The 21882-nt window shown below is 41.3% G+C and carries 20 protein-coding genes; 15 read left to right on the top strand and 5 right to left on the bottom strand.

Going from position 1 to position 21882, the window contains the following annotated elements; translation table 11 throughout:
- Nucleotides 1-35: 35 nt before the first annotated feature.
- From ACPUEN_RS11605 to ACPUEN_RS11570, 8 genes are all read left to right on the top strand, one after another.
- A complete protein-coding gene (locus ACPUEN_RS11605; protein WP_425636034.1) occupies nt 36-809 on the top strand; it encodes an enoyl-CoA hydratase/isomerase family protein in 774 nt (257 codons plus the stop codon).
- Nucleotides 810-2732, top strand: coding sequence for a RecQ family ATP-dependent DNA helicase (locus ACPUEN_RS11600; protein ID WP_425636033.1), 1923 nt, complete (start codon nt 810-812; stop codon nt 2730-2732). It abuts the gene before it with no gap.
- Nucleotides 2725-3333 carry a hypothetical protein gene (locus tag ACPUEN_RS11595; RefSeq protein WP_425636032.1) on the top strand — a complete coding sequence of 203 codons (609 nt, stop codon included), beginning with the start codon at nt 2725-2727 and terminating at the stop codon, nt 3331-3333. The genes ACPUEN_RS11600 and ACPUEN_RS11595 overlap by 8 nt, the downstream gene beginning before the upstream one ends.
- The gene (locus ACPUEN_RS11590; RefSeq protein WP_425640190.1) at nt 3320-3871 is read left to right on the top strand and encodes an NUDIX hydrolase; all 552 of its coding nucleotides are present in this window, start codon (nt 3320-3322) and stop codon (nt 3869-3871) included. Before ACPUEN_RS11595 ends, ACPUEN_RS11590 begins: the two co-directional genes overlap by 14 nt.
- Nucleotides 3871-4308 carry an acyl-CoA thioesterase gene (locus ACPUEN_RS11585; protein WP_425636031.1) on the top strand — a complete coding sequence of 146 codons (438 nt, stop codon included), beginning with the start codon at nt 3871-3873 and terminating at the stop codon, nt 4306-4308. The genes ACPUEN_RS11590 and ACPUEN_RS11585 overlap by 1 nt, the downstream gene beginning before the upstream one ends.
- 83 nt (nt 4309-4391) lie before the next feature.
- A complete protein-coding gene (locus ACPUEN_RS11580; protein WP_425640189.1) occupies nt 4392-5063 on the top strand; it encodes a tetratricopeptide repeat protein in 672 nt (223 codons plus the stop codon).
- Nucleotide 5064: 1 nt separating this feature from the next.
- The gene (locus tag ACPUEN_RS11575) at nt 5065-6030 is read left to right on the top strand and encodes an L-threonylcarbamoyladenylate synthase (RefSeq protein ID WP_425636030.1); all 966 of its coding nucleotides are present in this window, start codon (nt 5065-5067) and stop codon (nt 6028-6030) included.
- A 122-nt stretch (nt 6031-6152) separates the two neighbouring features.
- Nucleotides 6153-7352 carry a phosphoglycerate kinase gene (locus ACPUEN_RS11570; protein ID WP_283414844.1) on the top strand — a complete coding sequence of 400 codons (1200 nt, stop codon included), beginning with the start codon at nt 6153-6155 and terminating at the stop codon, nt 7350-7352.
- A 77-nt stretch (nt 7353-7429) separates the two neighbouring features.
- On the opposite strand, the gene ACPUEN_RS11565 is transcribed toward ACPUEN_RS11570, so the two are convergent.
- Nucleotides 7430-8290: an endonuclease/exonuclease/phosphatase family protein gene (locus ACPUEN_RS11565; protein ID WP_425636028.1), complete on the bottom strand. Its 861-nt coding sequence runs from the start codon at nt 8288-8290 to the stop codon at nt 7430-7432.
- A 191-nt stretch (nt 8291-8481) separates the two neighbouring features.
- Here ACPUEN_RS11565 and ACPUEN_RS11560 point away from each other — a divergent pair, with 191 nt between their 5' ends.
- The gene (locus ACPUEN_RS11560; protein ID WP_425636026.1) at nt 8482-9375 is read left to right on the top strand and encodes a flavin reductase family protein; all 894 of its coding nucleotides are present in this window, start codon (nt 8482-8484) and stop codon (nt 9373-9375) included.
- A 25-nt stretch (nt 9376-9400) separates the two neighbouring features.
- Here the strand turns inward: ACPUEN_RS11560 and sppA are convergent, their stop codons facing one another.
- Nucleotides 9401-11170 carry a signal peptide peptidase SppA gene (sppA, locus tag ACPUEN_RS11555; protein WP_425636025.1) on the bottom strand — a complete coding sequence of 590 codons (1770 nt, stop codon included), beginning with the start codon at nt 11168-11170 and terminating at the stop codon, nt 9401-9403.
- Between the two features lie 71 nt (nt 11171-11241).
- Between sppA and folK the strand changes: the two genes are divergently transcribed.
- The 3 genes from folK to ACPUEN_RS11540 all read left to right on the top strand — a co-directional run bounded on the left by folK (nt 11242) and on the right by ACPUEN_RS11540 (nt 13579).
- Nucleotides 11242-11727, top strand: a complete 486-nt coding sequence (gene folK, locus ACPUEN_RS11550; RefSeq protein WP_425636023.1) for a 2-amino-4-hydroxy-6-hydroxymethyldihydropteridine diphosphokinase — start codon at nt 11242-11244, stop codon at nt 11725-11727.
- A 240-nt stretch (nt 11728-11967) separates the two neighbouring features.
- Nucleotides 11968-12504: a hypothetical protein gene (locus tag ACPUEN_RS11545; protein WP_425636022.1), complete on the top strand. Its 537-nt coding sequence runs from the start codon at nt 11968-11970 to the stop codon at nt 12502-12504.
- Nucleotides 12467-13579: a hypothetical protein gene (locus tag ACPUEN_RS11540; protein WP_425636021.1), complete on the top strand. Its 1113-nt coding sequence runs from the start codon at nt 12467-12469 to the stop codon at nt 13577-13579. The genes ACPUEN_RS11545 and ACPUEN_RS11540 overlap by 38 nt, the downstream gene beginning before the upstream one ends.
- A gap of 109 nt (nt 13580-13688) precedes the next feature.
- Here ACPUEN_RS11540 and fabD read toward each other — a convergent pair whose 3' ends face one another.
- The 3 genes from fabD to ACPUEN_RS11525 all read right to left on the bottom strand — a co-directional run bounded on the left by fabD (nt 13689) and on the right by ACPUEN_RS11525 (nt 17853).
- Nucleotides 13689-14564, bottom strand: coding sequence for an ACP S-malonyltransferase (gene fabD / locus ACPUEN_RS11535; RefSeq protein WP_111610631.1), 876 nt, complete (start codon nt 14562-14564; stop codon nt 13689-13691).
- A 71-nt stretch (nt 14565-14635) separates the two neighbouring features.
- On the bottom strand, nt 14636-15073 hold the full coding sequence (locus tag ACPUEN_RS11530; protein ID WP_425636020.1) for a thiol-disulfide oxidoreductase DCC family protein: 438 nt from the start codon (nt 15071-15073) through the stop codon (nt 14636-14638).
- Nucleotides 15073-17853, bottom strand: a complete 2781-nt coding sequence (locus tag ACPUEN_RS11525; RefSeq protein WP_425636019.1) for a gliding motility-associated C-terminal domain-containing protein — start codon at nt 17851-17853, stop codon at nt 15073-15075. Before ACPUEN_RS11525 ends, ACPUEN_RS11530 begins: the two co-directional genes overlap by 1 nt.
- A gap of 299 nt (nt 17854-18152) precedes the next feature.
- On the opposite strand from ACPUEN_RS11525, the gene ACPUEN_RS11520 reads away from it, so the two are divergent.
- The 3 genes from ACPUEN_RS11520 to ACPUEN_RS11510 all read left to right on the top strand — a co-directional run bounded on the left by ACPUEN_RS11520 (nt 18153) and on the right by ACPUEN_RS11510 (nt 21650).
- Nucleotides 18153-18833 (top strand): succinate dehydrogenase cytochrome b subunit, encoded by a 681-nt coding sequence (locus ACPUEN_RS11520; RefSeq protein ID WP_425636018.1) that lies wholly within the window; start codon nt 18153-18155, stop codon nt 18831-18833.
- 13 nt (nt 18834-18846) lie between these two features.
- Nucleotides 18847-20781, top strand: a complete 1935-nt coding sequence (locus tag ACPUEN_RS11515; protein WP_425636017.1) for a fumarate reductase/succinate dehydrogenase flavoprotein subunit — start codon at nt 18847-18849, stop codon at nt 20779-20781.
- A gap of 119 nt (nt 20782-20900) precedes the next feature.
- Nucleotides 20901-21650, top strand: coding sequence for a succinate dehydrogenase/fumarate reductase iron-sulfur subunit (locus ACPUEN_RS11510; protein WP_425636016.1), 750 nt, complete (start codon nt 20901-20903; stop codon nt 21648-21650).
- The last annotated feature ends 232 nt before the right edge of the window (nt 21651-21882 follow it).

The following is a 21882-nucleotide window of genomic DNA, read 5'->3' as shown; positions in this document are numbered from 1 at the left end:
AACTAACTTGATCCCAAACCCAAATTGCACTACAAATGAGCGCTGTAATCACAGAAATCTTCGATAGAATAGGAATTATCAGGCTGAATAGGCCAGAAAAACGTAACGCACTTAGCCCTGAGTTGATTAGTGGTTTGCACCAGGCTTTTGTGGAAATGAATGCAAACGAAAAAGTGAAAATTATTTTGCTTCGATCCACTGGAAAGGCTTTTTGTGCAGGTGCTGATTTGGCCTATTTGCAACAACTCCAAGATTTTTCCTATGAGGAGAATTTGGAAGACAGCCGCAGATTGATGGAGTTATTTAATCTGATTTATAGCGTTCCCAAGGTCGTGATAGCGGAGATCCAAGGCCATGCGTTAGCTGGAGGATGTGGATTGGCTACGGTTTGCGATTTCGCTTTTTCTGTTCCGGAAGCTTTGTTTGGTTATACCGAAGTGAGGATTGGGTTTGTTCCAGCTTTGGTTTCTGTTTTTTTGCAGGAGCAAATTGGAGCAGCCAAAACTCAGGAGCTATTGCTCTCTGGCGAGTTTATTACTGCTACCAAAGCGGCAGAATTAGGTTTGATCACTGGAGTGGAGCCTTCTGAGTTTTTGGAGAAATATGTCATGGAATTTGCAACCAAGCTAATTTCCCAAAATTCCGACTACGCAATGGGTAAAACCAAGTCCCTTTTGCGAGAGCTAAACCTAGAAAGCAGAAATAAATCTCTGGAGCTAGCTGCTGAAACTAACGCCAAAGCTCGAGCTCATGAGGACTGTAAGAAAGGAATTACTGCTTTCTTAAATAAAACTTCGCCAGATTGGTAAATGCTAACTAGAGCTACTGAGATCCTTCAACAAGTATTTGGACATGCTGATTTTCGGCCAGTCCAGAAAGAAATAATCGAGTCAGTACTGGCAGGGAAGGACACGCTTGCGCTTTTGCCGACGGGGGGAGGGAAGTCACTATGCTATCAGATACCAGGCTTGACCATAGATGGAATTTGCCTGGTTATTAGTCCCCTGATTGCCTTGATGAAAGATCAGGTAGATGGCTTGAAGGCAAAAGGGATCAAAGCCGCCGCGATTTACTCTGGGATGAGTTATCGGGAGATTGATCGCACGCTGGACAATTGCATTTATGGAGATTATAAATTTCTATATGTATCCCCGGAGCGCCTGAAAGCTGAGCTTTTTATCGAGCGGTTTCGCCAGATGAAGATCAATTTGATTGCAGTGGATGAGGCGCATTGTATTTCGCAGTGGGGTTATGATTTCCGTCCGCCTTATTTGGAGATCGCGCTGATTCGTCCTTTTCACCCCAAAGTTCCAGTTCTAGCCTTGACCGCGTCGGCTACACCTCAAGTCTGCGCTGATATTACCGAGCGCTTGGAGATGAAAAAGCCAGCAGAATTTCATCAGAGTTTTGCCAGAAAAAACCTTAGCTACAGCGTGAGACTGGTAGAAAATAAACTGGAAAAGGGACTGGAAATACTCAGTAGAATTGATGGGACTGCGATTTGGTATGTGAGAAACAGGCAAGGAACACATCAAATCGCCAAGGCATTAGGCCAATTGGGGATTTCTGCTTCAGCCTATCATGCGGGCTTGTCCATGCAAGATCGAGCCATGCGCCAAGAAGCTTGGATGAAAAATGAAGTTCGTGTGATGGTCAGCACCAATGCTTTTGGGATGGGAATTGATAAGCCGGATGTGCGTGTGGTGATTCATAGCGATTTGCCAGAAAATGTGGAGAATTACTATCAGGAAGCTGGACGAGCTGGGCGAGATGAGCAGAAGGCTTATGGAGTGTTATTGGCAAATAATCAGGATTTCGAAACTATTTTGAGGCGAGCAGAGCTAGTTTATCCTCCGCTGGATTTTGTCAGAAGGGTTTACCAGTGTCTCGCAAATTATTACCGGATTGCTGTTGGAAGTAACATGCTCAGCAGTTTTGATTTTGAATGGAATGAGTTTGCAAATACCTATGAGTTGGGAGTTTTGGAGACTTTTTATGCCTTGAAATTATTGGAGGAGGAGGGTTTCATTGGCTTAAGTGAAAGCTATTATTCTCCGTCCAAGATCCATTTTACCGTGGACCCCTCTCGATTATATGAGATTCAAATCGCTTACGCAAAGCTGGATCCTGTGGTGAAAATCATCATGAGAACGTATGGAGGAAATGTTTTTTCAGAATACATAAAAATTCAGGAATCAAAACTTGCTAAGTCACTCAACATCTATGAGAGTGAGTTAATCAAATCACTAAAGCAACTGGAGCAATTGGAAGTAATGGTGTATGATCAGCGCAAGGATAAGCCTCAGATTACCTTTTTGACTCCACGTTATGACGCAGGAAAATTACCTTTGAACTTCAAAAGAATAGAACTTAGGAGAGCTTTGACGCTGGAAAAGGCTCAAAGTATGGTGAATTACGGGAAGCAATCTGAGCTTTGCCGGACTCAGTTCATTCAGGAATATTTCGGAGAAAGTACAGATCAAACCTGCGGAGTTTGCGATGTGTGCATATCTCAGCGCAAGTCTAATCACCCTGATCTGGCTGAAAATAAGCTCAGAAATAAAATTCTGGAAACTTTAAACAGCGTAGGGGAGTTGACAGAACGGAACCTATTCGAACGTATACGCTTGCCGGCTTCTGAAAAAAACCTTCGAGTTTTGCGCATTTTGCAGGATCAAGGATATATTACACTTCTTGCATCTGGCAACTACGCACTTACAACTCATGAGTAATTTTCTTGACGATCTGTTCAACAAAGTTTTCAATTCATCGGAAAAAGCTCCGGTGAATCACAAGGAGAACATTGTGCAGAAAGACGAAGAAGTAGCCAAAGTACGGGATTGGATGAATTCAACTGAGGGACGAGAGCTTTTTGCCCAAGTCTCTAAGTCTTATTACTTCAAAACTATACAGATCGAGGAGCGTCCGCAAACTCACATTCTCGATTCGAAATATGCCAGAGGTTTTGCGATCACCTATGACGATCCTTTGGATGAGCAAACATTTTCATTGCTTTTCTTGGCTTTTGCGCAGCGAGTTCTAGCTTTGGGCTATAGGCAAGTGAGTTTTGATCGGAAAATGGAAGAAGTAAACGATCAGGTGAAAGTCACCGAAAAATTTTATTTCAAACCGCCCTTGAAAATACTTGCCAAGAATGAGTTGATTTCTCAGTTATATGGCAATATTTCCATCGAGAAAATAAATGTAAATAACCAGCCCAATTACCTCAAGGTATTAGCGACGTTTTATTCGGATAGGCTATACCTAGATCCAGAACCTTTCGATCAATTTCTTGATCATTTATTTGAAGCAACCCATGATGGACAGAATTAACTTTAAAGAGCAACTAGGAAGATACCGGACACCATATGAGGAGGAGGCAAGTTTTATTCAGGATTTCTTGGATTTGACGGAAGATCCTATTGCCTACGATAGAGAGCGATTGGAAGGTCATTTTACCGCGTCTGCATGGATAGTAAATCGTAAACGTACACATACCTTACTTACTCTCCACCGCAAATTAGGAAGATGGCTTCAGCTCGGCGGTCACGCTGACGGAAATGAAGATTTGCTGGAAGTAGCGATGAAAGAGGCGATTGAGGAGAGTGGTTTGAAAAGTTTGGAGTTTGTAGATAAGACTATTTTTGACTTGGATAAGCATATTATTCCTGAGAGGCCGCACGTTCCTGAGCATTTTCATTTCGATGTGCGTTACATTTTGGAGGCAGATCTCTACGAGCCCTTGATCAAAAGTGATGAGAGTATTTCATTAGCCTGGGTGGCTTTTGACTCAGTGCAGGATGTGATTGGATACAATCCTTCAATTCTGAGAATGCTTGAGAAAACCAGTAAATCAGAAATCCTCCTTTAATGATTAAACCTGACCCTGCGCAGTTACAGCGCGAGATAGCGTTTTCCTTACCCATTCAGATTAGATTCTCCGACATTGATGGATACATGCATGTCAATAATGGGATCTATTTCAATTACTTCGAGCATGCCAGAGCTGTTTTCTTGGAGCAGGTGTGCCAATGGGATATTATGAAAGTCGGCTGTGTAGTAGGACGAATTGAAATGGATTACTTCAGACCTATTCATGTAGATGATAGAATCAAAGCTTTGGTAAAATGTAGCAGGCTGGGAAATAGCTCCTTTGATCTAGAGCAATATTTGGTAGGAGAAACCAAATCCGGTGATCCCCATATTTTTGCAAAGAGCAAATGCATACTCGTTTCTGTGGACATGAAAACGATGAAGCCTATGCCGCTTCCTGAAAACTATAGGGCAAAACTTCAGTCCAATTCCTGAAAACAAAGTCACAATCCTTATCTTTGCGCAAAATTTAAGCTGTGAAAAAACTTTGGATAATTACCTTGCTGATGGCAGGATTAATGGGTTGTAGCCCAAGTGAAGAGGAATTGGTACAAGAGGGAATCCTGCAAATGGATGCTCAAAACTGGCAGGGAGCAATTTCCCTTTTTGACAGAGCGCTGGAGATCAACCCAGAAAATGCACTTGCTTTGAATGCTAAGGGCGCAGCACTTTTTCAAGAGGACAAATTTGAAGAAGCAATTCCTGTTTTTACCGCTTCCATTGAAGCAGATTCCGCTAGTTATAAGGCTTGGTTTAACCGTGGGAATGCCAATTTGAAACTGGAAAACTTCAAAAACGCCGTTTCAGATTATAATATGGCAACTCTTCTTGACCCTACTCAAACTGATATTTATTATAACCGTGGACTGGCTTTGTTAGGTTTGGAAGAGTACGAAGATGCATTATTGGATTTTGATGCGGCACTTCAGGTAGAGCCAAATCAGGCGTTGGTGCACTTTAATCGTGGCAAAGCCCTTTTAGGAAATAACGATCCAGGTAATGCGATGAAAGCATTGACTGATGCCATCAATTTGGATGGGAAAAATGCTGCCGCTTACTACCTTTTAGGAGTAACTAGAATGTCGGCTTTGGGAGAATCAGAAAAAGAAGAAGGATGTGCAGACCTGAAAATGGCACTTCAGTTGGGATACACTGAAGCCAAAACTTGGATAGACGACTTCTGCGAGTAAAATGGCAGAGATAGGGCAAGACATATCGCAAGCAAAAAGAGTTTTAGATGCTGCTAAATTGGTAGCCATTCCTACGGAGACCGTTTATGGTTTGGCAGGGAACGCGTTGAATCCAGTGGCTGTAGCGTCTATTTTTGAGACGAAAAACCGCCCTAGTTTTGACCCGCTGATAATTCATGTTCCTTCGCTTAAGGAAGCTGAAAATTATGTGACTGATATTCCCGCGCCACTTCGTAAGCTTGCAGGGCAATTTTGGCCAGGTCCACTGACACTTTTGCTTCCTAGGAAAGAGACCATTCCAGATATAGTGACTTCCGGGCTGGATCGCGTTGCAGTTCGTGTCCCAGATCACCAACTGACGTTGGAGTTACTTTCGAAGATCGATTACCCTTTAGCAGCGCCAAGTGCAAATCCCTTTGGCTACATCAGCCCTACCTCGCCCCAACATGTGGACGCACAGCTAGGAGGCAAAATTTCCTACATTCTGGACGGCGGCATATGTAAAGTGGGCTTAGAAAGTACGATTGTGGGAATGGAGGGTGATGAAATCGTGGTTTATCGACTAGGAGGTTTAGATATTTCTGACATCGAAGCCTTGGTTGGGAAGGTGAGAGTAAAAAGCCACAGTTCCTCGAATCCACAGGCCCCAGGTTTATTGGAAAGCCATTACGCACCAACGAAGCCTTTTTTGATCGGAGATTTGGCAACCCTTATATTGGATCATACAAAAGAAGGCACCGATTTCGCGGTCCTTTCTTTGGACAAAAAGTTTGATTCCATTCCTTCTGGATATCAAATAGCCTTGAGTCCAGGCTCTGATTTGAAAGAGGCTGCCACGAATCTTTTTGCTGCAATGAGGACTTTGGATGAATCAAATGTCCAAGTGATTTTAGCGGAAATGATGCCTGAGAAAGGCTTAGGCAAAGCGATAAATGACCGATTGAAGCGGGCTGCGACGAAGGGATAAAATTGCTTTCCATCACTTCTTAGCAAATTGATCACAGGCGAAAGTCGATTTTTGCCGTAATCTTTGATAAATTCACACCTGATTTTTATTTATTTAATTAATCAAAAGCTATTAACCTTACTATGAACTCTAGAATCAAAAATGTAGATAATCTAAGTTTTGAAGGCAAGAAAGCACTCGTTAGAGTGGATTTCAATGTGCCTTTGGACGACATGTTGAGTGTAACTGACGACACTCGTATTCAGGCTGCACTACCTACGATCAATAAAATATTGAATGATGGTGGATCTGTGATATTGATGTCACATCTAGGCAGACCTAAATCTGGTCCTGAAGATAAATTTTCTCTTAAGAACATTGTTTTAGCGCTAGAAAAAGCACTTGATAAACCCGTGAAATTTTCTCCTGACTGCATTGGAAGAGAAGCTGAAATGATTGCTGAAGGCCTAAAACCAGGCGAAGTTTTGCTTTTGGAAAACCTTAGATTTCACAAGGAAGAAGAAAAGGGCGATAAGGACTTTGCAGAAAAGCTTTCTAAACTTGGAGATGTATATGTGAATGATGCCTTTGGCACAGCACACAGAGCGCATGCTTCTACGGCTGTGATTGCACAGTTTTTCAACGATAAGGTTTGTGGATACCTGATGCTTTCTGAGTTGAAAAACGCAGATAAAGTTCTTGGTAATGCTGAGAGACCGTACACGGCAATTATGGGCGGTGCGAAAATCGCTGATAAGATTTTGATCATCGAGCAATTACTGAACAAAGTAGATACACTGATTATTGGTGGAGGAATGTCTTATACCTTTGCCAAAGCGCAAGGTGGGACTATCGGTGATTCACTTTTGGAAGCTGACAAACTTGATTTCGTATTGGAATTGATGGAGACGGCAAAAGCGAAAGGAGTGAATTTGATTCTTCCAGTTGATACGGTTATTTCCAAGGCTTTTGCAAACGATGCAGAACAAGGATTAGCGAATAAAGGCGAGATTCCTGACGGCTGGATGGGATTAGATATTGGACCAAAAACGGCTGAGCTTTTTGCGGCAGAAATTATGAAATCCAAGACTGTACTTTGGAATGGCCCAATGGGGGTTTTCGAGATGTCTTCTTTTGATAAAGGGACTAAGGCCATCGCTGAAGCAGTTGTAGCTGCTACTAAAGCTGGTGCTTTCTCTCTTATCGGTGGCGGAGACTCCGCTGCTGCAGTCAATAAATTTGGCTATGCAGATGATGTTTCTTTCGTCTCTACAGGCGGAGGCGCATTGCTAGAGCACATGGAAGGCAAAGTGCTTCCAGGAGTTGCGGCTTTGGAGCCGTGATACTAAATAAGCCATAAAGCGAAAGGCCGTCAGAATCAAATTCTGACGGCCTTTTTTACTTTAAATCAATAAGTGAATTATTTCCAAGCTACTTCAACCAACACAGGAAAGTGATCCGATGGATACTTTTTGCCATAGTTATCAGTCAGTATTCCATGTCTTATTACTTTGAGATCACCTTTCACAAAAATATGATCGATGATTCCATCAGGCATTTTCTCCCAGTCAAAACTGGTAAATGATCCAGCTGGGCCATAGCTAGGGATTTCGGAAATTAACCTGGCATCCTGCCAATCAGGGTTGGAAGTGATGGTAGAATAGGCCGCATTCTCAGGTCGGACGTTGAAATCACCCATCAAAATTGCGGGCGCATTTTCCTTGTTTATCAGAGATACCTGAGCCATTACCAGTTTGCTGCTTTCTTCACGTGCCTGCTGACCGATGTGATCGTAATGAATATTAAAAACGTAGAAAATTTTTCCGCTCATATCCTTGAATTTGCCCCAAGTACAGATTCTATTTAGTGCTGCATCCCAACCTTTACTTGGCTTCTCAGGAGTTGGCGAAAGCCAAAAAGTGCCTTGATCCAAAATCTCAAACATCTCTGGATTATAGAGAATAGCCGCATATTCACCTTTTTCTGTTCCGTCATCCCGGCCAACACCAATGTAGGAATAACCAAGTTCTCTGGTCAGATCCAAGAGTTGGTTATTTAATGCTTCTTGCACTCCTACCAATTCAATTTGATGAAATTGGATCAGGCTTGCTACATGCGGAAGGCGATCTGCCCAGAGATTTCCAACATCATTTGGGTTAGCATATCTTATATTGAACGTAGCAAAATTGTGGGTTTGGGCATCGGAAATCGAACTCATTCCCATTAGTGGTATCACCAGTAATAGGCTAGTTTTTAGTAAACTTTTCAGGGTTCTTGTCATGATTTTAGAACTTATTCGTTCGAAATGGTTTATGTAATTAAAATTGAATCATAATTTCATCAAATGAAACCTTGTCCGCCCAATATAAAGGGAGGATTTAAGCTACTGATAAGAAAATGAATTTCAATATCCGAAACTGCAAATCCGGCTACAGTTAAGCATATGACAAATAAGAAAATAATTGTAAACACATGAAAACCTTTTATCCCAAAGACCTAAGTACCCAAGAATTTTATGGCTTGATGCAAGGCGCAGTGGCGCCAAGACCAATTGCCTTTGTCAGCACTATCGATAAGGCTGGAAATGTAAACCTAAGCCCCTTTAGTTTCTTTAATTTGGTAAGTTCTCAGCCACCAATTCTAATTTTTTCTCCCTTGAGGCGAATGAGGAATAACACTACTAAACATACCCTTGAAAATATTTTGGAAGTTCCTGAAGTAGTGATTCACATCGTACATTTTGGGATGGTGGAGCAAATGTCCTTGGCTAGCACTGAGTATGAAAAGGGAGTGAATGAATTTGAAAAAGCGGGGTTTACGCAAGTGGTATCAAATGAAGTGAAACCGCCTCGGATAAAAGAAGCCCATGTGTCCTTTGAGTGCAAGGTGAATGAAGTGAAGTCACTTGGAGAAAGTGGAGGTGCTGGAAGTATTGTGATCTGTGAGGTGCTGGCGGCTCATGTAAATGAAGCCATTTTTGATGAGGCAGGTGTGATAGATCCTAATAAACTAGATGCTGTAGCACGATTAGGTGGGAATTGGTATAGCCGTGCCAGTGGTGCTTCCCTCTTTCAGATCCCTAAGCCGCTAAGGAACCTAGGAATTGGAATTGACCAAATGCCAGCAGAGGTAAGAAATAGCGCAATCCTGAGTGGGAATAATTTGGGAAGATTAGGGAATGTAGAAGCATTACCTAGCGAAGTAGAGGTTGCGGAATTTGGGAAAAGTGCAGAGGTCCAAGAGATGAGAGTCCGCTTTAAAAATGATCCAGATTCTTTAATAGATCACTTACATCTTTTAGCGAAAGAAGCACTCGATGAAGATGATGTGGATCGGGCCTGGTTGATTTTGTTGCAAAAGACATAAAAAAAGCGGCCTAGGCCGCTTTTTTTTATTTTATAATGAATTCCTGTGGCATTCTTACTTGAATGCCTTCATAGGATTTTAGTTTTTCCACTTGCTTGTAAATAGCGTAGTTAGATCCCAACTTACTCTGAAGGATTTTGATTTGAACATTGTTCCCTAGGTCCTCCATGATAGTTTCAAACCATGGTTTTTTAGTAGGGTAATATACAACACGATAATCATCTCCTGCACCAATTCTCGCCGCTGCAAGTTCAATTGTAGTATTCAGTCCTCCTAGTACATCTACTAATCCACGTTCTTTAGCCTGATTTCCCGTCCAGACTCTTCCTGAAGCTACTTCTTTTACAGCTTCTGGGGACATCCCTCTACCTTCGGATACCCTTTTGACGAAAGTCTCATACCCATCTTCTATGGTGTTTTGGATGATGTTTCTCTCCACTTCAGTCATTGGTCTGGTAGGATTCATGAAATCTGAAAGCTCACCTGTTTTTACAACATCTGTAGTAATTCCTAAATGCTCATTTAGCAGCTCTTGGGCATTGAACATCATACCGAAAATGCCAATAGAACCTGTAATAGTATTTGGCTGTGCCACGATGGTATCAGCTGGTGCAGAGATATAATAACCGCCAGAAGCGGCTACTTCACCCATGGACACGTAAACAGGCTTGGCCTTTTTAGCCTCTGCCATCTCTCTCCAAATCACTTCTGAAGCAACGACCGATCCTCCAGGAGAATTCACCCGAAGTACGATTGCTTTGATATTATCATCTTTGCGTGCTTTTCTAATCTCTTTGGCGAACTTTTCTGAGCTGATGACACCATCGGCATTTCCTCCTACTATCTCGCCTTCGGCTATGATCACAGCGATTCTATTAGAAGATGTAAGGTTTTTAGACTTAGCTAATTTACTCAAGTCAGTGGCGTTGACCGTTTTGATGTCATCGTCTTCGTCTATACCAAGCTTTTCCTTCATTTTAGAAAGTACTTGGTCCATATAAAGTAACTCTGTCACCAATCCATAAGAAACGGCGTCTTCAGGCTTGCGAACCAACATCATATCATTGATTTTTTTCAAGCTATCGAAGGGTATACCCCTAGACTCAGATACTCCTTGAAGTGCAAATTGATTCATATCATCAAGAAACGACTGAGTTTGAAGCCTGGATTCAGGACTGCTTTTCTCAAGGATAAAAGGTTCTACAGCTGATTTGAATTCACCTACCCGGAATATTTCTGGTTGTACCCCTATTTTTTCAAAAAGTCCTTTAAAGAAGATTCCTTCAGAAGAAAAGCCATTAAAGTCCATTCCCCCTATAGGGTTCAAGTATATCTCATCAGCTACAGAAGCAATGTAATACCCACCTTCTGAATAAGCTTCATCGTAGGCAACAATGAACTTGCCGGAAGTTTTAAAGTCTACTAAGGCTTCACGAAGCTCATGCAGATTTGCCTGTCCAGCTATTACCAGTCCAGTGTTAAGGTAGATCCCTTTTATGTTTTCATTGGTTTTGGCTTCACCAATGGCTTTTTTAAGGTTGATTAGTCCTGCGCTGAACTCCTGGCCAAATGGATTTCCTAACATGGAAAGGTCCAAGTCATCCTCTGACGTTCTCTCTACAATAGATCTACCATTAAGATCCAAGTGCAAAACTGTGTTTTCACTTACTGATACTTCTTTATCTGAACTTGAAGACACGGCAATGCCTATCAAGCCAAACATTAGAAGCACACCGAGTATACTGAAAACAAAAAGACCGACGATCACCGCCAGTACATTTCCTAAGAATTTCATAAGCTAAATTATTTGAAGGCCCAAAATAACCTAATTTGAGCCATGTTTACAAAAGCAATTACTGGAGAAGAATGTTCAAAAAAGCAGTTTTAATTTTAGGAGGAAATAAAGGAGATAGAAATGCACTGCTGACGTCGGCTGTAAAGGCTGTTTCGGAATTAGGTGAAGTGACAGCGAAGTCGAAAGTTTACGAAACAGAAGCTTGGGGGGGAGTGGCTAAAGGCCCTTTTTTGAATCAAATCGTTGAAATTAATACTGCACATTCTCCTTTAGAAGTCTTAGCTGCTATCCAACAGATTGAAATAGATCTTGGAAGGCAACGAGAGGAACACTGGGGAGATCGAACGATGGATATTGATATTATTTATTTTGGAGGTCTGGTACTTGAAACTTCGGAGCTGAAAATCCCTCATCCTTATTTGGCAGACCGGAAGTTTGTGCTTGTCCCATTGACGGAGATTTTGCCGGGTTTTGCACATCCTGTTTCTGGGAAAAATAGTAAGCAAATGCTTGAAGAATGTGAAGATAAAAGTAAAGTAAAAGCTGTTAAGGAGTAATATTTGTTGCCTTCATCTGCCATTTTTCAGGAAGTGTAGCTTATGGATTTTCAATTCTTCATGCTTTTTAGGTTAGACTTTGCCAGCAGAAAGTGACATGAGTCGAATCCTGTGTTTTTTATTTTTGATCCACATTTTTCTTAAACGTCTTTAGTTATTGCCTTTTTTCAGTTTACTTGTATCTAGAATAAATGATTTTATACAACCATGTTTTCTGTCAGGTTTACCATAGCATTGCTTTTGATTTTAATGGTTCCTTTTATCCTAAGGACATTAAGTTATAGACTCGAACCCTATCCGGCATTGCTTTTCCCAGGAGGCGAGGGAATGGTTTCTGTGCCCTTGGATTCGGCTATAATTAATTACAGGTATTCTGAGCTGCATGGATATCGGGAAGGGATTGGATGGGGGAAAATAGATGAGGTAGAATTCATGAAACCGGTTCCTCAGCATTACTTACGGAATATATTAAAACATAATTCTGATCTTTTTAATATTATAGACTCATTGCCAAAGAAGAAAGATAGTGAGAGTGGCATAAAAGCTAAATTGTCCTGGGCCTTTGATTATTTACTCAGAAATCAAGAAAAACAATCATCAGAAGAAGACAGAAGAAAATCTACAGACTGGTTTGCTGGAAAATTAAAAGCACAAGGCTTTGAACCTGATAGGATTAAACTGGTGAATGTCGAGATTCTATCCTATCCAAATGATGAGAAATTTGAAAAAATAATTGGTGATGAAGAGATTATTAGCGTTGGTGGAGGGCTTAAATAAGACTTTTTGGGATAGAGTAAGGGTTTCTACCGAAGTTTCGCAGGAGTCTCTATGGCTTTTAAGGCCTTTTGTTGGGATCTATCTCCTGATGATATATTCTCCATTTTTTGCATGGATAGGAGAAGTTCCAAGCGTCTTTTTTTATCCCCCACTTTTGAGTTTACCCAATTTATTAAGCGGCTTTCCGCCAGCATGGTTTTTTCTATGGCTGGATATTCTAGTGAGTATTAGTATTGTGCTGATGACGCTAGGTATCCGTGCAAAACTGGCTACAAGAGCTCTGGTTCTTTTACTTTTTGTAGGATATAATTTTCAGTTTTCTATGGGGAAAATTGATCACAATATATTTTTGCTGATCTTTTTGGGTTGCTTGTCTTTCGCTGGTTGGGGCTCTGGATTTGCTTTAATTCCTGATAAACCAGTAGCCAAACTCATCGTCCAAAAATGTATGGCTTTATTGGCGGTATTATTTTGCTTTGGGATGTTTACTGCCGGATCGGTCAAAGGGATCAATTGGATAGATTTTGACATCACAAAAAATGGGTTTTTGCGCTGGTATTATTCCTCTATCTATGTGAAGCAGTCAGGTATGTTTCTCTCAGGTTCATTAAATGCTTTGCCCTATGCTTGGCTCGATATATTTGATTGGGGAGGAGTATTTTTCGAGTTGTCAGCCTTTCTCTTGTTATTGGCAGGCAGGAAATTCTGGAAGCTCTGGCTTCTAGGGGCTTGCACGTTTCACCTGCTGAACTTGTTGATTTTGAATATTGCCTTTTCGGCAAATTTCATCTTCTATGTAGCTTTTATAGATTTTGGGAGATATTATGATTGGGCTAAAATTCAATTTTCTAAATCCCATATTCTATGGATTTCTTCCACTTCACTTTTAGCATTTCTTTACTTTAGGTTTGCGTATATTTTTGATAGTTCTTTTTTCAATTATCATAAACTGTTGAAGGCAGATAAACTTTCCATGTATATAATCCTGGTAGTTTGGTCAGCAGGAGTTGTTTTGTTTGCTTATTCCACTTGGAACGAATTTAAGCTAGGAAAGAAGAATCATTCAAATCCATAATACCCAAGGTTCAATACACTCATCCACAAATAAAAAAGGTCTAAGCTGGTAAGAGCTTAGACCTTTTCGTTTTTTAAAATCACCTAGTTGTTTTCAGTGACTTCTTATTTTATAATCCAGAAACTTCTGCTTCAGCATGGATTTTTTTCACAAGGCCTTGAAGCACTTTTCCAGGTCCGCATTCCACAAACTCTGTAGCGCCATCTGCAACCATGTTTTGAACAGATTGTGTCCATTTCACAGGAGCAGTGAGTTGTGCTATTAGATTGGCTTTGATTTCTGATATTTCAGTAACTGCCGTGGTGCTCACGTTTTGGTAAACAGGGCAGCTAGGTGTATGGAAGGTAGTTGCTTCGATAGCTGTTTGTAATTTTTCACGCGCTGGCTCCATCAATGGAGAGTGAAAAGCTCCGCCCACAGGCAGTGGAAGGGCACGCTTGGCTCCAGCTTCTTTCATCTTTTCACATGCAATCTCAATTCCTTTGTTGGAACCTGAGATTACTAGTTGGCCAGGACAGTTATAGTTTGCAGGAACCACCACTTCTTCAGTGATGCTCGCGCAGATTTCTTCTACTTTTTCGTCCGCTAGACCCAAAATGGCAGCCATCGTGGATGGATTGATCTCACAGGCTTCCTGCATAGCTAGCGCTCGCTGATAAACTAGTTTTAGTCCATCTTCAAAAGCAAGCGTACCATTGGCTACCAAGGCTGAAAGTTCGCCCAAAGAATGACCTGCAACCATATCTGGCGCAAAATCAGGAGTTGTTTTGGCTAAAATTACAGAATGAAGAAATACAGCAGGTTGGGTTACATTAGTTTGCTTGAGTTCCTCAGCAGTTCCGTCAAACATGATGTCTGTGATGCGGAAACCCAAGATCTCATTTGCTCTCTCAAATAATTCTTTTGCTTCGGTACTCTCTTCATAAAGTGCTTTCCCCATTCCTGGGAATTGGGCGCCTTGGCCCGGAAAAACAAATGCCTTCATTAATTGGTGTTTTTTGTTCGGGGCAAATATAAGTCTTTTCTCAAATGTCGGTTTGCTAGTAAAGTCCGATGTTACAACACAGCAAAACCGGTTTGCTCTAGATTTTCTTTGGAAAGAAATTTAGCTTTTTCTTCGGGACTAGCCAGTCTACAGGTGTTTTTCTTTCCAAACCACCGATATCGGTTTGCTCCAATCCAATCGTAGATTGGGTCTCTAACAAATTTGGGTAGTAGAATAAAAGCATACAAAGCCGGCCAGAGTCCTGAGAGATTTCTTGCGATTTTAAGCGCTGCAGTACTTTTGTAATAGATTTCTCCTTTTTCTACAAGTACAATAGAGTCTAAATAATCCTCGCGAACCTCAAATTTGGAAAGTATTTGCCTACTGAAATCCTCTTGCAATGCTCCAACTAAGAAGTGATCTTTTTTATCGCGTTGGATTACAAAATCAATGGAAGTATTACATAGGTTGCATACCCCATCAAAGAAAATGATGGATTTATCTGACATTATCTAAGAAGTTGGATCGTTCCTTTTAGGGTCTGCTCTTTTTTCGCAGGATCGAGAACGTCAAAAACAACATTGCCTGAATAATAATAGGTTCCAGCTGGCAACTCATTTCCATTTTTATCTGTGCCATCCCATCTGATATAAATATCATTTTCATTGCTTTCCAGGCTGTTATAAGCGAAAACTTCCACGCCCCAACGATTGACTATCAGAATATCAACTCCCAGAACAAACCTTGGGCATTGCGCAAATGGATTGTCAAAAGCCATAAAGGTTTCATTAAATCCATCTCCATTTGGAGTAAATGCATTCGGTAGATTATAGCTTGGGCAGTTATCTACGCAGACAATATTGCTCGGCTCAGATTCATTTCCTGAGCGATCTACTGCTGTTATGTAATAGCAACCTCTATAGTTCGGTAGATTAGAAATTGTAGTTTCTAAGTTTAGAGAAGATAATTCTGCCACTAATTCAAATTGGCCAGATTCTCCGTCAGGAGTAAAGTAGAGTTTATAGCCACTTAGCTCATCATCACACTCTCCTGTGAAGTCAGGAACCCAGCTTAAATCATGCTCATAGGTAGAATTGTTGCAAGGAACTTCAGCAAGATACTCGGTGCATTCTGGACCCTCGAAAGTTAATACGGGAGGGCATGGAAGGCGATTATCATCAGGCTTAGCACAAGCTATTTGAGATTTGTTTTCAAGAGGATAAACTAGTCCAGCTACATTATAAGATCCTTTTGTAATGACGTAATAGCAGTATTCTAATTCTTTCTCAAGCGGAATTCCGTTGAAGCTACCATCATCTAAATAGCTGAAACCTTCAGATGTCACATCCACATCAGCTATTTTCACAAAAGTAGCATCATCCGCAGCCGCTGGATCTGTTCGGTTTCTATATACCTCATGACTGAACTCGCTTACTGCATTGTTCCAAGGGACAGTGAATGCCCAATTAACTTCTATTGCCTCATTGATAATAGTCAAATCTGTCCAAACAGATGAAGCTTTCGAGGATGTATCAATTTTAGTATTTCTATCAAGAAGAACTACCTCGTAATTGTAAACCAGGTTTTGGGTATTTAATCCTGTATCGGTGAAAAGCGTATCGGAGGTGATTCCCAAAGAAACTTGTCCGGCATCCCCCGTGAATCCTGTGCTTCGCAAAAGCTCGTAGCTATACGGACCCGGGAACTGGACTCTGTCAATGTCATACGGCGGGGTCCATTTTACAAACATCTCGCCAGCAGTAGGATCGGTTTCCTCTACACTGACATTTGTAATGATAGGTACATCCACGTCGATAGTCACACAAATCTCATCAGAGACTATACTTTCTCCAAGCCTAGGTTCTGGGTAGGCTGCTACCAATCTATAGCAATAGGTGTTTCCAGGAGCCAAACCTTGTCCACCATTAGTGTCAAGGAAATCCATCGTTTGCATGTTGGTAGTTCCGATTAGTTCATAACCGGCTCTTATTCCAGTTTCGCAGCTATCTGGCAGGTAAGGATCTGAGTTTATTCTTCTCCAAATCTGCATTTCATTTGCTGAATTGGCGCAAACATAAGGATCCCACTTAAGCTCCACTTCTCTACCAGGCATTTGTTCTATTTCATCAAAAGCAGGCGGCGGACCGACCACCTTTATTCGCCACGTTTTAATGTCTACTAGTGCTGGACCAGAACTTGGATCATCTGTGATTCTCACCCTGACCTCATATTCCCTTGCTCTCACGTGATTGCAGACAGTCTGCCAATCGAAGTTTACAATTCCCGGACTTACTTGATATTCGCTCTCTGGCGAATACGTGGCTGGAGAAGTAGTAATTTCTATGGGCTCGCCAAATACTTCGATTTTGATAGGGTCTCCATCAGGATCTTGGCCTTGAATGATTTCTTCTATTTTCGTCCCAGCTTCTACACAAATATCAGGAGGCAAGATCAACTCAGGTCTCCTATTGTTTGAGTTTTCAATAATGATCTGCATATCCCGGACTACACTTCCGATAAGCTCATATTTCCCGTTGAGCTTACGGTATTCGTTAATCCTGAATGCCACATTAAATTGTCCTGCGGTACCAGGAGCATCCCAAATCAAATCTCCGGTTATTGGATCTAATCTTAAAAATGCTGGGGTAGTACCATCTTCTTGACTAAAACTGAATTCTGCAGACGCAGGGCTTCTATAGTTGTTTACAGGTCGTTGAAAATTCTGCTTAGGTATATCCATTACATATGCCAAACTATCTCCATCTGGATCGTAAGCACCTGGATTATGAATATATCGAACGTTCACTGCTCCATTATCCACTGGAGGAATTGTCAAAACTGGAGAGTTATTAACCCCAATAAATGGATCAATGGTGATGGTGGTTTCTACATAAAAAGGAGTATCCACCGAGTTGTCCATATTTAATGTTCTGTCATTTCGGTTGAATTCCTGAAATCGAATGGTATATGTTCCAGGTCCTTGAAAAGTGTGATAGATTACAAACGTATTTTTTTCAATTTGATTACCTAGGTCCTCTACCAAGGAAAATTCAGTTTCTGTATTAAGCCCATCAACGATTCTGCCGTCTCCAAAATTAATTTCACCAGGTCCAAAAATTACATTTGACCTTGTATCTGTATAACCCACAACAGTTATGACGTATTCTAGAGTTTGCGGAGAGACTCTCTCGGCTGTAATTTCTCCAGCTCTAATATGTGTGGCCCAAGATTCAGAAATTCCCGCAATCAGGAAGATTAAAAAAAGTCCTAGGGTGAGTTTCAGCTTCATATTGGTCAAGTTCATTAGTAAGGAGAAATAGAATGTACGAATTTATCCTATTCATAGGTTTTAACTTACTTTCTGTTTCTATACGAAATAAATAGAAGTAAGTAGAAAATCTCTGCAATTTCAAACATTAAATCTCTTCATTTAGTTATGACGCCAACAAATTCTTCAAAGGTTGAAGTTTATTTAGAACTGATTAAAATAAGAGAACTGTATTTGAATGGATTGTTTGCTAGTTGTTCCAAATGTAAATTTGGCACAATTAATCAAAGATTTCGTTTTAATCTAATCGCAAAAATTGTATGAGCTGGGTTACAAAAACCTTGAGTAGCACAATAGGCAGGAAATTGATCATGGCACTGACCGGACTTTTCCTGATCCTGTTTTTGACAGGTCACGTTTCGGGTAATTTACTGTTATTTAAAGGTGATGGAGGAGAGGCATTTAATATTTATGCCAAGTTCATGACCACTAATCCTGCAGTGAAGTTACTTTCTTACCTGACCTATATTTCTATCATTGGTCACGTGATATTTTCTATTTGGCTTTCCAGAAGGAATAAATCAGCAAGACCAGTTGGTTATGGTGTTTCTTCACCACCTTCTACCACACTTTCTTCCCGTAATATGGGAATTCTTGGTACCATCATTTTAATTTTCATCGTGGTGCACATGCAGAGTTTTTGGGCTCAAATGCACTGGGGAGACCTACCGATTGTAACTTATGAAGGTGAGCAATACAAGGATCTATTCAGCATTGTGAGCTTTGCATTCCAAAATGAGTTGATGGTCATCGGTTATGTAGTTGCAATGGCTTTCTTAGCGTTTCACCTTTCTCACGGATTTGCAAGTGCTTTCCAGACCCTAGGTTTGAATCATGCGAAATACTCGCCAGCCATCGAGGCAATCGGAAAAATCTATTGCATCCTGGTTCCGATTCTATTCGCCAGCATGCCAGTTTACATCTATTTCACACAGAGCTAATCAATAGTCCCTTATGATACTAGATTCAAAAGCCCCAATTGGCCCTTTAGCCGAAAAGTGGACTAAACATAAGTTTAACAGTAAGCTGGTGAACCCGGCAAACAAGAGAAAATACGAAGTAATCGTAGTAGGTACTGGTCTAGCTGGTGCATCTGCTGCGGCTTCTTTGGCAGAATTAGGGTATAAAGTCAAAGCTTTTTGCTTTCAGGACAGCCCTCGTCGTGCGCACTCTATCGCTGCACAAGGTGGGATCAACGCTGCCAAAAACTATCAGAATGACGGTGACTCTGTTTTCAGACTATTCTACGATACCATCAAAGGTGGTGATTACCGTTCCCGCGAATCAAATGTCTATCGTTTGGCAGAGGTTTCTGTAAATATCATCGATCAGTGCGTTGCTCAAGGTGTACCTTTCGCCAGAGAATATGGAGGATTGCTTGCCAACCGTTCGTTCGGTGGAGCGCAGGTATCCAGAACTTTCTATGCGAGGGGCCAAACGGGACAGCAGTTGCTTCTTGGTGCTTATTCAGCGTTGAGCCGTCAGGTTGCCAATGGTAAAGTGAAACTTTATCCACGTACCGAAATGATGGACGTCGTGACTATCGACGGTCATGCACGCGGTATTGTGACTAGAAACTTGATCACAGGAGCGATCGAAACTCATGCTGCTCATGCGGTTCTACTTTGTACAGGTGGTTATGGAAACGTATTTTTCCTATCTACCAATGCGATGGGATCAAACGTAACTGCAGCATGGAGAGCGCATAAGAAAGGCGCTTATTTCGCTAATCCTTGTTACACTCAAATTCACCCAACTTGTATTCCAGTGTCCGGAGATCATCAGTCTAAGTTGACTTTGATGTCTGAATCACTTAGAAATGACGGTCGTGTTTGGGTACCTAAGACTAAAGAGACGGCAGAAAAACTACGCAAAGGAGAAATAAAGCCAAAAGATATCAAGGAGGAGGATAGGGATTATTACTTGGAGAGAAAGTATCCCTCTTTTGGTAACCTTGTTCCTCGAGATGTTGCTTCCAGAAATGCGAAAGAAGTTTGTGATGAAGGACGTGGCGTCAATGAAACAGGTGAGGCTGTATTCCTTGACTTCCGAGATGCAATTAATCGTGATAGTGAAGATGCGATCCGTGCGAGATACGGCAACTTGTTTGACATGTATCAGCAGATCACTGGTGAGAATCCTTACCAGACTCCAATGAAGATTTATCCAGCGGTACACTATACGATGGGTGGGCTTTGGGTTGATTATAATTTGTCTACTACTGTTCCAGGGCTTTATTCCTTGGGCGAGGCAAACTTCTCAGATCATGGAGCAAACCGATTGGGAGCTTCAGCTTTGATGCAAGGTTTGGCAGATGGTTACTTTGTAGTTCCTTATACGATCGGTGATTATTTGGCACAAATAGGCCCAGCACCGGTTGACGCGAATCATCCTGAATTTGCGAAAGCAGAAAAAGGCGTGAAAGATGCAATCCAAAAGCTTTTAAGTATCAACGGCAGTAAAACTGTGGATTACTTCCATAAGAAACTGGGACATATCATGTGGGAATACTGTGGTATGGCTAGAAATGCAGAAGGCTTGACGAAAGCGAAAGGCATGATCCAAGATCTGAAAAAAGATTTCTGGAAAGATGTGAAAGTGCTTGGTGCCAATGAGGAACTGAATCAGACGTTAGAGAAAGCAAGCCGAGTGGCTGATTTCTTGGAGTTGGGAGAATTGATGATAGATGACGCACTCAATAGAAATGAGTCTTGTGGTGGACACTTCAGAACAGAATCTCAAACTCCAGAAGGAGAGGCGCTAAGAGATGATGAGAATTATGCGTATGTAGCTGCTTGGAAATTCATAGCTGAAAATGCTCCTGAAGAATTGAACAAGGAGCCGTTAGAATTCGAAAACGTAAAGCTGACTCAGAGATCTTACAAATAAATTCAAGACTTTAATTCATAACTATATTATGAAATCGAGCATGTCGAAAACGATACACAGAGTTAAGGTTGTACACCGTGCGAGATTCCATGTGGCCATTGAAAAAAAAATATAAACACATGAAACTGACATTAAAAATATGGAGACAAAAGAACGCCAGTGATAAAGGCGGTTTTGTCACCTATCCAATAGATGGTATTTCCACTGACATGTCATTCCTAGAAATGATGGATGTTTTGAATGAGGAACTTACTGCCAAAGGAGAAGATCCAGTACATTTTGATCACGATTGCCGTGAAGGTATCTGTGGAATGTGCTCATTGTATATTAATGGCCATCCACATGGTCCAAAACAAACTACTACCTGTCAACTTCACATGCGGTCTTTCTCTGACGGGGATACCATTACGATCGAGCCTTGGAGAGCGAAAGCTTTCCCAGTGGTGAAGGATTTAGTGGTAGATCGCAGCTCTTTCGATAGAATAATCCAAGCTGGGGGTTATGTATCGGTGAATACTGGTGGTGTCCCTGATGCGAATGAGATTCCTATTCCGAAGAGAATTGCGGATGAAGCTTTTGATTCGGCTACTTGTATAGGTTGTGGAGCTTGCGTGGCAGCATGTAAAAATGCTTCTGCTATGCTATTCACTTCTGCGAAAATCTCCCAGTTGGCGATGCTTCCGCAGGGTCAAGTGGAAAGAATGACAAGAGCAGAAAAGATGGTTGCTCAGATGGATGAAGAAGGATTTGGCGCTTGTACCAATACAGGTGCTTGCGAGGCAGAATGCCCTAAAGGCATCAGCTTGACGAATATAGCTAGAATGAACAGAGAATATTTCGCTGCTTCAGTTAAGAGCGAGACAGTATAATTGGATTTTAGAATTCACAGAATATAGAAAAAGCCGGCGAGAGTCGGCTTTTTTTGGTTTGTGGTGATGCTAGATTGGAGTTGCGTATATCATCCACATATAGAAATAGACGCAACTTGGTGGATTAGTAGGTTTAACCTTAAAACAAGAATAAATTTCTGGACGTCCTGAAGAAAAATTAGTTGTTAAAAGCTCAGGTTAGTATTTTAATGAAGGTTTTCTCCTAATTTGA

It is taken from the genome of Algoriphagus yeomjeoni, assembly GCF_049821175.1.
Classification (GTDB): Bacteria; Bacteroidota; Bacteroidia; order Cytophagales; family Cyclobacteriaceae; genus Algoriphagus; species Algoriphagus yeomjeoni_A.
Note: the sequence above shows the minus strand (reverse complement) of the source record. Positions and strands in the feature narration are given on the sequence as shown.